Source organism: Acidovorax sp. Leaf191 (assembly GCF_001424425.1).
Classification (GTDB): Bacteria; Pseudomonadota; Gammaproteobacteria; order Burkholderiales; family Burkholderiaceae_C; genus Acidovorax.
Genome location: NZ_LMPT01000022.1, coordinates 1 through 12,906, shown reverse-complemented (window position 1 = coordinate 12,906; position 12,906 = coordinate 1). Strand labels below are relative to the sequence as shown.

Annotated in this window: 9 protein-coding genes; 3 read left to right on the top strand and 6 right to left on the bottom strand. The window is 68.4% G+C overall.

The window, feature by feature from the left end:
- Positions 1–123 precede the first annotated feature (123 nt).
- Positions 124–1,032 carry a pseudouridine synthase gene (locus tag ASG27_RS22545; RefSeq protein WP_056421502.1) on the bottom strand — a complete coding sequence of 303 codons (909 nt, stop codon included), beginning with the start codon at positions 1,030–1,032 and terminating at the stop codon, positions 124–126.
- A gap of 216 nt (positions 1,033–1,248) precedes the next feature.
- On the opposite strand from ASG27_RS22545, the gene ASG27_RS22540 reads away from it, so the two are divergent.
- Positions 1,249–3,606, top strand: a complete 2,358-nt coding sequence (locus ASG27_RS22540; protein ID WP_082486117.1) for an AsmA family protein — start codon at positions 1,249–1,251, stop codon at positions 3,604–3,606.
- Positions 3,607–3,750: 144 nt separating this feature from the next.
- Positions 3,751–4,266 carry a M23 family metallopeptidase gene (locus tag ASG27_RS22535; protein ID WP_056421475.1) on the top strand — a complete coding sequence of 172 codons (516 nt, stop codon included), beginning with the start codon at positions 3,751–3,753 and terminating at the stop codon, positions 4,264–4,266.
- Positions 4,267–4,291: 25 nt separating this feature from the next.
- Here the strand turns inward: ASG27_RS22535 and ASG27_RS22530 are convergent, their stop codons facing one another.
- From ASG27_RS22530 to ASG27_RS22510, 5 genes are all read right to left on the bottom strand, one after another.
- Positions 4,292–7,576, bottom strand: a complete 3,285-nt coding sequence (locus ASG27_RS22530) for an error-prone DNA polymerase (RefSeq protein WP_056421476.1) — start codon at positions 7,574–7,576, stop codon at positions 4,292–4,294.
- A gap of 75 nt (positions 7,577–7,651) precedes the next feature.
- Positions 7,652–9,157, bottom strand: a complete 1,506-nt coding sequence (locus ASG27_RS22525; RefSeq protein WP_056421477.1) for a Y-family DNA polymerase — start codon at positions 9,155–9,157, stop codon at positions 7,652–7,654.
- Positions 9,117–10,007, bottom strand: a complete 891-nt coding sequence (gene imuA, locus ASG27_RS22520) for a translesion DNA synthesis-associated protein ImuA (protein WP_082486116.1) — start codon at positions 10,005–10,007, stop codon at positions 9,117–9,119. The genes ASG27_RS22525 and imuA overlap by 41 nt, the downstream gene beginning before the upstream one ends.
- A gap of 197 nt (positions 10,008–10,204) precedes the next feature.
- Positions 10,205–10,612, bottom strand: coding sequence for a VOC family protein (locus ASG27_RS22515; RefSeq protein ID WP_056421478.1), 408 nt, complete (start codon positions 10,610–10,612; stop codon positions 10,205–10,207).
- A gap of 208 nt (positions 10,613–10,820) precedes the next feature.
- Positions 10,821–12,125 (bottom strand): HD-GYP domain-containing protein, encoded by a 1,305-nt coding sequence (locus tag ASG27_RS22510; RefSeq protein ID WP_056421479.1) that lies wholly within the window; start codon positions 12,123–12,125, stop codon positions 10,821–10,823.
- Between the two features lie 472 nt (positions 12,126–12,597).
- Here ASG27_RS22510 and ASG27_RS22505 point away from each other — a divergent pair, with 472 nt between their 5' ends.
- Positions 12,598–12,885, top strand: coding sequence for a hypothetical protein (locus tag ASG27_RS22505; RefSeq protein WP_056168637.1), 288 nt, complete (start codon positions 12,598–12,600; stop codon positions 12,883–12,885).
- Positions 12,886–12,906: the final 21 nt, after the last annotated feature.

The window sequence follows — 12,906 nt, the reverse complement described above, 5'->3', positions numbered from 1 at the left end:
CATAGGGAAAACCCTTGTATTGATCGCTGCAATGGGGCTGCCGACTGCCGGCCACACCCCATGGCCCCAGGGCATGCAAGACACACCACTGCCGTTCGGTGTCTCGGCAGGGCCTGACAGTGCTCAGCCCAGTGGCAGTGACTGGGTGGTCTCGAACCTGCGCATACCACCCGTGACAGGGTCCCGGAACTCGAGAGACCGTGCCAGCAACTGCAGAGGTTTTGAATAATCGCCCTCGGGCGGGTCATTGACGACGGGGTAGAACGGATCGTTGCGCAGCGGCAGCCCCAGCGCCGCCATGTGCACGCGCAACTGATGGCGTTTGCCGGTCACGGGGGACAGCCGGTAGCGCGCCCAGGGGCCGGCCACTTCCAGCACGTCGATGCGGGTCAGGCTGTTGGGCTCGCCCGGCACTTCCTGCATGCGAAAGAACTGCGGACTCTCTTCCAGGCGGCTGGCGTGTTCGAACGGGAAGGTCATGCCGGCGCGCCAGGGCGCGATGGCGTCGTAATCCTTGGTGATCTGCCGGTCCCTGAACAGCGCCTGGTAGGCCCCCCGCGTGCGCTGCTGCACCGACAGCAGCACCAGACCCGCCGTGTCGCGGTCGATGCGGTGCAGGGGGGAGAGCTCTTGCAGGCCCAGCCGGCGCTTCAGCCGCACCAGCAGCGTGCTGTGCAGGTAGCGGCCCGATGGAGTGACCGGCATGAAGTGCGGCTTGTCGGCGACCACCAAGTGCTCATCCTGGTACAGCACGGTCTCGGAAAACGGTGGCGCGGGCTCGTCGCCCAGGCTGCGGTAGTAGTACACCCGCAGGCCGCCCTCGAAGGGCCTGTCGGGCGCCACGGTCTGCCCGCGCTCATCCACCACATCGCCAGCGTCCAGGCGACGCAGCCATTCTTCGCGCGATACAGCCTGCAGCCGTTGCGCCAGAAAGTCGAGCATGCTGCCCGCGCCCTGGTTGGGCAGCACCACGCAGCTGGCACCCACACCGTCGCGCGGGGGCGGGGCGTAAGGGTGGCGGGGGTTGTGCATGGCGCGCATTCTAGGGGCGCAGGCGGTGCAACTGCCCCTGTAGGACAAGGGCGGCAGTTGCCATGCCGGGGACGCTGCACGGGGTGATGCGGTCTAGCATGGGGCATGGTGCAGCCCACGGGCGTCCGTCCCGCGCGGCCGGCGTGCGCAGCCGCCCCCAGTCCGCCCAGGGCGCATCACCCCTCAAGCAAAAAATTCCTCCACTACTTTCGCTGCATGCCCTCCGACTCCATCCATCCTTCTCCCGCCCGCCCGCCAGCTTCGGACACAGCTGCCCGGCGCATGGCGCGCGGCCCTTTGCAACGGGCGGCGGTCTGGGGCCTGTGGCTGCTGGGCTTGGTGCTCGCCGTGCTGGTGGTGCTGGCCATCGTGGTCGCAGTGATGGACTGGAACCGCGCCAAACCCTGGGTGAATGCGAAGGTGAGCGAAGCCACGGGGCGGAATTTTGCGATCGAAGGGGATCTGTCGGTCGACTGGCGCTGGCCTCAGCCGCTGGAGGACGGATGGCAGCGCTGGTTGCCCGGTGTCGCTGTCAAGGCAGACAACCTCGTGATGGACAACCCCGATGCCTTCGTTGCGCCCTTTCGGCGCGCCGATGGCAAGCCAGCGCCCGGCAAGGCCGGCCCGTCGAACAAGGACGCCGAAGCCCCGGCCCAGATGGCCCGCATCGGCAGCGCCACCGCGACGCTCAGTCTCTGGCCTCTGCTGGGCAAGCACGTGGCGATCGACACCGTGGACCTCACCGGTCCGGACATCGCACTGGCGCGCTCGGCCGACGGCAACAACAACTGGACCTTCCAGCGCAAGGATGGGCCACCGAGTGGCTGGTCGTTCGATGTGGACCGCCTGATCGTGCACCAGGGGGTCATCGGCTACGCGGACGGGATCAAAGACCTGGATGTGCGGGTCCGCCTGGACACCACCGCGCCCGAGCTGCCGCGGCAGCGCTCTGCCCCCGGCGGCCGGGCAGCCCCAGCCAACCCTGCCACGGCCAAGGCGTCGGCACCGGCCAGCGCGGCCTCGGGTACTGTCGCCCCATCGGTGGCTGCCGCATCCGCCCCGGCCAACGTGCCGTCGGGCAGCCACGCGCCCGTACCCTATGGCCTGCGGTTCGAGCTGGAAGGCCGCTACCTGAAGGCGCAGATCAAGGGCCAGGGGCGTGCAGGCCAGGTGATCAGCCTGCGCAACAAGGTGGTGAACTACCCGCTGCAGATCGACGCGAGCGCTGGCAGCGTGGTGCTGTCGGCCGAAGGCATCCTTGCCAATCCGGGCGCATTGTCGGGGCTGGACTTCCAGGTGCGGCTCAAGGCAGACAGCATGGCCGACCTGTACGAAGTGACCGGCCTGGTGCTGCCCAACACGCCGCCCTTCGAGACCGACGGACGCCTCACCGGCAGCCTGGAGCCCGAACGTGCGGTGTGGCAATACGACGGCTTCGACGGCAAGGTGGGCCAGAGCGATCTGCACGGTTCGCTCAAGTACACATCGGGCAAGCCGCGCCCGCGCCTGACCGGCACGATGACCTCCAACCAACTGCGGCTGGCGGACCTGGGCCCGACCATCGGCACCAGCAAGGCCGACAACGCCAACCGCGGCCGTGAACGGGTGGGCAAAGGCAAGGTGCTGCCGGATTCCAAGTTCGCGGCCGAGCGCTGGAACGCCATGGACATGGACATCGTGTTCAAGGGCCGCCACATCATCCGGCCCGAAAGCCTGCCGCTCGAAAACCTGAGCGTGCACGCCGTGATGGAAAACGCACAGCTCAAGCTCGCGCCGCTGACCTTCGGCGTGGCCGAGGGCAAGATCGAGTCGCAAGTGAGCATCGACGGCCGCACGCCCCCGCTCAAGGCCCAGATACGCGGCACCGTGCAGGGCCTGCAGTTGTCGGCCCTGTTCCCCAAGGTGCAGCTCATGAAAAAGAGCTTTGGCCGCATGGACGGTGCCATCGCGCTGGAGAGCACCGGCAACAGCGTGGCCGGGCTGCTGGGCCAAGGCACCGGCGAGATGCGGCTGTACGTGCGCGAGGGCACGTTGAGCAAGCAGATGCTGGACCTGGCCGCGCTGAACGTGGGCAGTATCGTCGTGGGCAAACTTTTTGGCGATACCAAAGAAGTGCACCTGCGCTGCGCGGTGGCCGACTTCACGGTGGTGGAGGGCCTGGCCACCACGCGCGTGGTGAAGATGAGCACCGACGACGCCATCATCGAGGCCACCGGCACGATCGACCTGGGCACCGAGGAGATGAACCTGCGCATCAAGCCCGAGTCGCTGGAGTGGAAGTTCTTCTCGCTGCGCTCGCCGCTGTACGTGAAGGGCACGTTCGGAAACCCCGACGTCGGCGTGGAAGCGGGCCCCCTGCTGCTGCGCGCAGGCGCTGCGGTGGTGGCAGCGGCCGTGGCCCCCGTCGCGCTGGCGCTGGTCCCGGTCACGGTGCCCGCGGCCGACGACGACACGCATTGCAAGCCGCTGCTGGACCTGGGCAAGCAGCCCGTGAAGCCTGGCCGCCAGGGCGCAGCGGGTACCGCATCGCAACCTGCGCGACAGGCGGCCAGCAAGGCGGCGCCCGCGCGCTGAGCCCACGTGCAGGCCGGGATAGGGGTTGCACGCACGGCCCTGCCCTGCGCTACAGCCACTCAACTCCTGCCCTGCTCCTGGCCAGTCTCCTGCCAGGCGGAATAATCGCGCTCTCGCGCCCAGGCGCTTACGCGTTGCCCGTTCATGAAAATTGCAAGAAACCTGTGCCTGGGGCTGCTGGCCATCATCGTGGTCGGACTGCTGCTCCCCGAGCGCATCCGCATCCCCGTCGCCGGAGCATCGGCCCGGGACTGGAACCCCCGATCCTTCTGGTTCGAGCCCTGGGGCACGTCGGGGGTGCACAAGGGGATCGACATCTTCGGCAAGGTGGGCACGCCCGTGCTGAGCACCACGGATGGCATTGTTCTGTACACGGGCGAGATCTCCAAAGGCGGCAAGGTCGTGCTGGTGCTGGGGCCCCGCTGGCGACTGCATTACTTTGCGCACCTGGATTCGATACAGACGGGGGCCTTGTCTGTGGTGGCATCCGGCAGCGCCATCGGTACGCTGGGCGCCAGCGGCAACGCGCAGGGCAAGCCGCCCCACCTGCACTATTCCATCGTGCGGATGCTGCCCGCGCCGTGGAAGGCCGATGGCTCCACGCAGGGCTACAAGAAGGCGTTTTTCATCGACCCGCACACCTACCTGCTGGAGCGATAAGTCCACGGGGCCACCCGAACGCGCTTCAATGAAAATCCCGGCTGCCCTGCAGGGCCTGGGCCATGCGCCCGAGCAGCGGGGTCATGTCCTTGAAGCGCTGGGCCACCAGGTGGCGCACCACCATCGGTGCCGGGCCCTGCGATGGCGATGATGAAGACGGGCCATGGCCCTGGCCTGGCGCACCACCTTCCGGCACGCTGCATTGCCACATCCCCTCCACCGCCAGCAGCTGTGAGCGCAGCAGCGCATTGCGCCAGGCGTCCACCAACGCAGGCCACACGATCACGTTGACCGGACCGGTCTCGTCTTCGAGGGTGACGAACATGGTGCCTTTGGCCGTGCCCGGGCGCTGGCGCACGGTGACGATACCGCAGGCCCGCACCTTGCGGCCGTGGGGCATGGCGTTCAGTTGCAGCGCACTCAGCAGCCGCCAGCGCACCAGGCGCGGGCGCAGCAGGGCCAGCGGATGGCGACGCAACGTAAGGCCGGTGGCGGCGTAGTCGAACAGTATCTCTTCGCCTTCCGGCGCAGCGGGCAACGCGAGCGGCGCCTCGTGCACCGGCACGTCGCGCAGCAGGGCCGGTGCCGCATGCTGGGCGGCGGCCTCCCACATCTGCTGGCGCCGGTGGCCCGACAGGCTGGCCAGTGCATCGGCCGCAGCCAGGGCCTGCAGGTCCTGCTGGCTCAGCTGCGCGCGCAGGGCCAGGTCTTCGGTGCTGGCAAAGGCGGGGCCCGCCAGGCGCGTCTGCACCAGTCGCTCGGCAGCATCCCCCTGCAGGCTGGCCACCAGGCGCAGGCCCAGTCGCACCGCGGGTTGTGGCAGGGGCGGCGCGGGCAGCCCCTTGTGGGGCTGCAGGTGCTCCAGGTCACCCTCCAGCGTGCAGTCGACCTCGCTGTGGGTCACATCGATGGGCAGCACCCGCACGCCGTGGCGGCGCGCGTCCTGCACCAGTTGCGACGCGGTGTAGAACCCCATGGGCAGCGAGTTGAGCAGGGCCGCCAGAAAGGCCGCGGGCTCGTGGCACTTGAGCCAGCTGCTGGCGTAGGCCAGCAGGGCAAAACTGTAGGCATGGCTCTCCGGAAAACCGTATTCGCCGAAGCCCAGCATCTGCTGGAAGATGGCCTGGGCGAACTCCGTGCGGTAGCCACGCGCCTCCATGCCGCCGACGAGCGGGCGCTCGAAGCGGTGCACCCCACCCCGGCGCTTCCATGCCGCCATGGATCGGCGCAGGTCGTCGGCCATGCCGGCGCTGAAGCCCGCGGCCACCATGGCGATCTGCATCACCTGCTCTTGAAAGATCGGCACGCCCAGCGTGCGCGCCAGGGCACTTTCCAGTTCGGGTTTTTCCAACTCCAGGGGCTCGCCACGGCGTCTGCGTTCCCGCGCCTTCAGGTACGGGTGCACCATGCCCCCCTGGATGGGGCCCGGCCGCACGATGGCGACCTCCACCACCAGGTCGTAGAACTCGCGCGGCTGCAGGCGCGGCAGCATGCTCATCTGCGCGCGGCTCTCGATCTGGAAGACGCCCACGGTGTCGGCCGCGCAGATCATGTCGTAGGTGGCCGGGTCGGCGTGTGGGATGTCCTTGAGTCCCCAGCGCTCGCCGCGCAGGGCGGCACGCAGGTTCAGGCAGCGGCGCAATGCGCTGAGCATGCCCAGGGCCAGCACATCGACCTTGAGCAGGCCCATGTCGTCGAGGTCGTCCTTGTCCCACTGGATGACCGAGCGATCCTCCATGCTCGCAGGCTCCACCGGCACCAGCCGCGTGAGCTTGCCCTGGGTGAGCACGAAGCCGCCCACGTGCTGGCTCAGGTGGCGCGGGAATCCCTTGAGCTGCGCCGACAGCTGCAGCCAGAGCAACGCGGTGTGCCGCTGCAGTGGTGCCCCCACACCGTGGGCCAGGTCCTGCAGTCGGTCGGCCGCGATCTCCTCGTCGAACCAGTGGTGGTCCTTGGCAAACGCATCCACCAGCACTGGCGCCACGCCCAGCGCCTTGCCCACGTCGCGCAGGGCGCTGCGGGTGCGGTAGGTGGTCACCACCGCCGCAATGGCGGCGCGGTCGCGGCCGTATTTGCCGTAGATGTACTGGATGACCTCTTCGCGCCGGTCGTGCTCGAAGTCCACATCGATGTCCGGCGGCTCCTTGCGCTCCTTGCTGATGAAGCGCTCGAACAGCAGGTTGGAGTTTTCCGGCGGCACGGCGGTGATGCCCAGCATGTAGCAGACCACCGAATTCGCCGCCGAGCCGCGCCCCTGGCACAGGATGTCTCGGCTGCGTGCATAGCGCACGATGTCGTGCACCGTGAGGAAGTACATCTCGTACTGGCAGAACGTGATCAGGTCCAGCTCCTTGCGGATCTGCGCCATCACGGCGTCGGGTGCGCCCTCCGGGTAATGACCTTGCACGCCCGACTCCACCAGCCAGGCCAGCGCCTGGCCCGGGGTCATGCCTTCGGGCACGGTCTCCAGCGGGTACTGGTACTTGATCTCGTTGAGGCTGAACGTGCAGCGCCCCGCCACGGTGAGCGTGGCCGCCAGCAGGTCCGGCGGATACAGGCCCGCCAGCCGCACGCGCCGGCGCAGGTGCCGTTCGGCGTTGGGCTGCAGCGCGAACCCGCATTCGCCCACGCTGAGGCCCAGGCGCACGGCGGTGATCACGTCCTGCAGCGGCTTGCGCGAGCGGCCATGCATGTGCACGTCGCCCGCAGCCACCAGCGGCAGACCCAGGGCCGCGCCCGCCTGCTGCAGCGTGGCCAGCCACAGCCCATCGTTGGCGGCCAGGTGCAGCTCGGCAGCCAGCCAGACGTGGCCTTCAAAACTGGCATCAAAATGTGCCCTTGCGCTTGCCAGGCAAGCGCTGACAGCTATCAAATCAGAAGCATCAAAACGTGAACGGATCGGCGCCAGCAGCAACTCGCAGCCTTGCAGCAGCGCAAAAGGGCTGCACGGGCCGACGTGGTATTGGCCCTTGGGTGCCGCCCTGCGCGCTGCCGTGATGAACTCGCACAGATTGCCCCAGCCCTCCACATCCCGCGCCAGGGCCACCAGCCGCACATCGCCCCACAGGAACTCGCTGCCGACGATGAGGTGCAGCCCCAACTCCTCGGCCGTCCCCTTCGCCCGCACCACGCCGGCCACCGAGCATTCGTCGGTCAGTGCCAGCGCCCGGTAGCCCAGCTTGACGGCATGCTCCACCAGTTCCTGCGGGTGCGATGCACCGCGCTGGAAGCTGAAGTTGGACAGGCAATGCAACTCGGCGTAGTCCGGCAAGCCCGCAGCGCGGGTGCTGGGGGTCGCAGGCGGTTTCATGCGCGTCTCCCCATGCAGGCTGCACTATTGCAGGATGGCGGCAAGCACACCACGGCCATGTCCCCTGCTGCCCCATCAACCGAAGATGCCATGCAGGAACCAGCGGTGCGGGCGCGCTGCGGCCTGCGCGTCATCGGGCACCGGTGCCAGGCGCTCGCGGAACACCCACACCAGCCCGGCCACGTCGTTGTGCGCCACGAAGTAGTCGCGCAGGGCGAGGCCCGCCTCCGGATGTGCAGGGTTTTGCTCTTGGTCGGCAGCGGACCACCACCCCGCCTCGAAGCGGTGAGGGCCATCGAGCAGCCGCAGCCGCCCGTGGTGGCAGGGCCGGTTGCCCTGCACCGCCAGACGCCGGGGCGGATTCAGCAGCCAGGTAGGTTGCAGCAGCGCGTCGGGCGTGGCGTCCAGCGACTCGTTCTGGGCCTGCAGCGCGGCGCCCCTGCCCGCAGCGCGGACTGCCGCCGTCGCCACGCGCAGTACCTCGGCCGCAGGGCGCCACTGCTGCATGCGCTCGGGGCGGTGGTCGGCCTGCAGCACCGGGGCCAGCACCCGCTCGGGCCCCAGGCGGGCGGACAGCCGCTCGAGCAACTGGTGCAGGGCCTCGGCCGACGCGCCCGCGGCATCGCTGCCGCCGCCGCTGCGGCCATCGGGCGGCAGCAGGCTGGCGCTGCGCTGCTGCAGCGGTGCGGAGTCGAGCAGGCGCAGCGTGATCTGGTTGGCCGGCGCCGCCATGGCGGTGCGCGCCAGGTTTTCGGACAGCAGCCGCCGCAGGTGGGCTGTGTCTTGCGTGGCCTGCGCCGTGCGCACCTGCAGAGCGCGCGTGGCAGGCACCGCCACCCCGTCGAGCCGGCGCAGGTCGTGCCGCCAGGCCAGCTCCAGACCCAGCGCGCCCTGCTGGCGCGCCTGCAGCCAGCCCTGCAGCACCGTCAGGCAGCGGCTGGCACTCCACAGCAAGGCATCGGCCGACTCGGCCAGCGCGGGCAGCTCGGCGGTCAGCACGAACGCCTCGGGCAGCTCCAGCCAGCTGTGGGCCTGGGGCGCGTGGCCCAGGGCCTGGTCCAGCACCTGCAGCACGGCCGCACCAAAGCGCCGCGCCACCCCTGCGCGCGGCAGCGCCTGCAAGGAGCCCCAGGTGCGGCAACCCATGCGCTCCAGGCTGGCCACGTGAGGGCGCAGGGCCGTCAAGGTGTGCAGCGGCAGGCCCTGCGGCATGCGGGCCGGCAAGGCACGCCCCGCCAGGGCCATCCGCAGCACCGCCTGCGCAAGCAGCGCGGTGGGGCCGCAGCCCCAGACGGGCGAAGGGCCAGGCGGCTGCGGAGCCGAAGAATCTTTCGCACCCGCACCTATAGCGGCAGCACCACCTGCCGCCAGCGACCACGCCTGGCCCACCTGCGCCATCAGCGCGTCCCGCCCACCCCACAGCCGCTCGGTGGTGGAGACTTCCAGCAGCAAGGCATCGCCGTCCACCAGCGCGACCCGGGGGGTGAAGCGCAGCGCCCACCAGCCCACGGCCGTGGCGTCTGCCAGGGTGGCGGGCGCATCAGCCTCCCACCGTGGCAACGGTAGTGCGATCCAGTGCACGCCCCCTCCCCTCTGGTCCGGCAAATGGGCGCGTTGCAGCCACGCCAGCACCGGGCACCACCACCGGAGCCTGGGGTTCCACCGCCGCCATGCCGTGCGCGGCCTCGTGGACGGCACGCTGGCGCGCGGCTTGCGCTGCAAGCTCCTGGGCCAGCCGGGGGTGGCATCCGGGCAGGCACAGGCCATGCATCAGCGGAGGCCCCCTGCGTTTGAGAATCTGCACCTGCATCGCAGGGAACGGGACGCCATCGCCCTGCGCAGCGTGCTCGCGCAAAACCTGCGGGGTGGGTGCCTGCACTTGCAGCCGCAGCAAGGCTGGCGACGCCTGCGGAGCCGCCGCCACGGGCCGAAAGACCCACAGAAGCTGCTGATGCTGGGCGGCCGCCAGCTGCAGCCTGCGCAACGCGGCTGGCTGCACCTGGGGCAGCCACGCCATCACGGCCATCACGTCGCGGCAGCGCAAGGCCTGCTCCGCAGCCCACAGCGCGGAAGCCCCCTCGGCCTGCACCAGGCACAGCCGCTGGGCCGTCAGCCCGCGTGCCTGCAGCACCGGGCCAAAGGGCTCGTACGGCGGCGCCACGCCCACCACAGCCCCGTCGCGTGAGGCCACGGCCTGGGCCAGTGCCGGCAGCACAAGCTGCCATTCATGCCAGCCGGGCGAGGGCTGCAGCACTTCGCTCAGCGCCCCCACCGGCCATCCACCCCCGGGCAGTTGCGCGTCGAGCAATGCATAACCCGACTGCTGCGTCAACTGCAAGCCCGCGCCCAGCGAATCCGCATGCCAGACGCCGGGGACGGCGGACGGCAGGTCGGATGCGGCCATCCGGCGGGGAATGCGCAGCGCAGACATGGGAAGGAGCGTCTTTCAACAACATCAATACTGTAAATATACACAGTATTTTGCCGCACCTCCCAAAATTTCAGCAGATTATTCCGAGCGCCTTGCCTCCATCAAGGGATTCAAGGGATTCAATGGCCTGCCCCCTGAACGGCTTGAAGCTGCTGATCGCCTGGCACCCCAAGGCGCCTGGACCCGCCCCACCCGCTTCAAGCTTTGTAGGCCACCGCAGGGGCTGCGCCATGAAAGACTGCCTCGATGTTGTAGCCATCCGGGTCCAGCACGAAGGCCGCGAAGTAGCGTGCGTGGTACTGGGGACGCAGGCCGGGCGCGCCGTTATCGCTGCCGCCCGCAAACAGCGCCGCCTGGTGGAAGGCAACCACCTGCGCCTCGCTGTGCGCACGAAAGGCGATGTGCGAACGCGGCGTGAATGGCGGCCCTGCAGAAATCCAGAAATCCCCTCCCGGATCATCTCCGGGCTGGAGCTCCCGGGCGCCAAAGCCCACGGCATCCTCCAGCGCCAGCCGCACGCCATAGCCCAGCGTGGACAGGACGGATTCATAGAACTGCCGGCTGCGGCCGAGCTCTGACACAGTGATGCCTGTGTGGTCGATCATTGCAAACCCCTCCATAAAAGCGGATCACGAAATTCAGCGAAGCGGCTCTGGCCAGGCGCCACGTCGCAGGCAGTACGGGTAGTCATACGGGTAACACGAACAGGGCGCGGCAACGGCGCCAAAAGAGTCTTGTCCGCCGCTCTCCGTGCATGACAAAAAACGGGCCTGCGCCAGTGTTGCCAAGGCCGCCCCCACCCGCTCCCACCTGCTACAGCCTGCGGATGGCCCAGTCGCACCAGTCGGCCACGGCGGTGTCGTGTGGCGTGGCACGGTCGGCCAGTTGGGGCCAGCGGCGGTGGCAGGCGTTCAGGATGCTTTCCAGTTGCCACAGCGCTTCGCGGCCCACCAGGGCCACCTCGGCCAGGCCGATGGCATCGCCGTCGAGCTGGGCCATGAGTTCGCTTTGCTGCTGGGGGTGGGAGCCGGATTCGAGCAGGGCCTTCTGCAGCGCCAGCAGGCGGGCGTCGGCAAATGCAAATGCGCTGCCGGGCAAGACCTTGGCACCGCCCGGCAGGGCCGCCTTAAGGCTGTCCCAGTAGGCAAAGGCCTCGGCCAGCAGCTCGATCTGGCGCGGAGCCTCGTGGCCCAAGGGCATCAGCGAGGATTCGCGCGCCACCTCTTCCTGCAGCAAGGGCAGGATGCAGGCCACCAGCGCCGCCGGAAACTTGCGGTGGTTGAGCCGGAGCACCAGCGACAGGCGCTGCGCGGGCATGTCATCGTACTTTTCGTAGAAGGCGGCCACCACCTCGGCCAGCAGCAGAATGCGCCCCAGCGGCGTGATGTCCGCACCCGCCAGGCCCCGCGGATAGCCGCTGCCGTCCATGCGCTCGTGGTGCTCCAGCACGGCCACCTCCGCGGCTTTGGGGTAGGCGCCGGTGTCACGGACCATGAGCATGGCGGTGATGGGGTGCGCCACCAGGTGCTTGCGCTGCACGCCCACCACCTTGTGGTCCGGATCGCTCCAGGCCGGGTCCATGTGCAACACCCCCAGGTCGTGCAGCAGGGCCGCAGCCGCCAGGGTGGCGCAATCGCGCTCGCCCAGGCCGGTCTTCAAGCCCAGGAACAGCGCCACGGTCATCATCTGCAGGCCATGCTGGAACAGCTCCGGGCGCTGCTCGCGCATGACCGTGAGCTTGCAGGCCATGGAGGGCGGCAGCGGCACCGAGCGCAGCGGCGAGAGCAGCCGCGCGCCCGAGCCCAGGGCCTGGGCCAGCATGTTGGGCAGGGGCTCCTGCTCGATCAAGGCCTGGCCCGCGGCCATCAAGGCGGCCACATCCACAGGGTTCTCCACGGACAGATGCCGGTCGATGGGCTCGCGCAGCTTGTGCTGAACGAGCCGGTCGTACAGGCGGCTGTCGATGCGCGCTCCCTTGTCCACCAGCTTGATGCCGTTGTCGGTGTAGATGGCGGCATCGGCCACCACGGTACGCCGGTCGGCCATCTCGGTCAGGGCGCGCAGGTAATGGGGGCTGTCTGCCGTATCGATATCGGCCGGTACGGAAATGTCGGTCATGCAAAGGACACAAATGGTGGCCTTCGAATATAAGACCTTCGCCCACCTGCACAGCCCGCAAGGGATACCCCAGCCCTGCCGGGGCTTGAGCTATATCAAGGGGGAATGGCGCAGTGGAAGACCGGGGTTTGCACAGGGCTTGCGCCGGTCGGCGCGGCACGGGTGCGGGATCTTCTGTACGATGGCACTGTCCCGAAATCGCATAAGGGGTTTCCAGCATAAAACCCCTGCAGAAGCCATCGCCAGCCCTATGGCATGGGTAAACCCTCAAAAGTTCCCGGTGGATTGTTTCCAATACTGGAACAGTTAGTTCGCGACTCGGTGGTTTTTCTTCCGCCTTCATCCGCGTACAGTTCAACCCATCGATGAGCCGAACCCGCAAGGCGACTCACCGAACCCGGCAGGAAGCACCGACCTGTTTGTCTTCCCTCCGGTTTTTTTGAGACGCTCATTTAATTCAAGGACTTTCATCATGAACAACACCGCACGTTTCCTCTCCATCGCCGCTGTCGCTGCCTTCGCTTCCTTTGGCGCCCAAGCCGACGAAGCCGACGCTTCGCAATATGTGTCCAAGTTCGAAACCAACCGCACCCGCGCCGAAGTGGCTGCAGAAGCTTCGAGCGTCGCCCAGACCCGCAGCATCGAGCCCGCTGGTTCGCGCGTCGTGACCTACAAGTCCACGGCCGACCGCGCTGCCGTGCGTGCCCAGGCTGCCGACGCTGTGCGCACCGGCCAGATCCCTTCGGGTGAGCAAGGCTGATCTGGATCCGACGGATTCAGC

Excerpts from the sequence above, each read along its gene's own strand:
- imuA (WP_082486116.1), bottom strand. The coding sequence starts at position 10,007 with ATGTCTGCGCTGCGCATTCCCCGCCGGATGGCCGCATCCGACCTGCCG.
- ASG27_RS22540 (WP_082486117.1), top strand. The coding sequence starts at position 1,249 with ATGCCCTCCGACTCCATCCATCCTTCTCCCGCCCGCCCGCCAGCTTCG.
- ASG27_RS22505 (WP_056168637.1), top strand. The coding sequence starts at position 12,598 with ATGAACAACACCGCACGTTTCCTCTCCATCGCCGCTGTCGCTGCCTTC.
- ASG27_RS22545 (WP_056421502.1), bottom strand. The coding sequence starts at position 1,032 with ATGCACAACCCCCGCCACCCTTACGCCCCGCCCCCGCGCGACGGTGTG.
- ASG27_RS22515 (WP_056421478.1), bottom strand. The coding sequence starts at position 10,612 with ATGATCGACCACACAGGCATCACTGTGTCAGAGCTCGGCCGCAGCCGG.
- ASG27_RS22535 (WP_056421475.1), top strand. The coding sequence starts at position 3,751 with ATGAAAATTGCAAGAAACCTGTGCCTGGGGCTGCTGGCCATCATCGTG.
- ASG27_RS22510 (WP_056421479.1), bottom strand. The coding sequence starts at position 12,125 with ATGACCGACATTTCCGTACCGGCCGATATCGATACGGCAGACAGCCCC.
- ASG27_RS22530 (WP_056421476.1), bottom strand. The coding sequence starts at position 7,576 with ATGAAACCGCCTGCGACCCCCAGCACCCGCGCTGCGGGCTTGCCGGAC.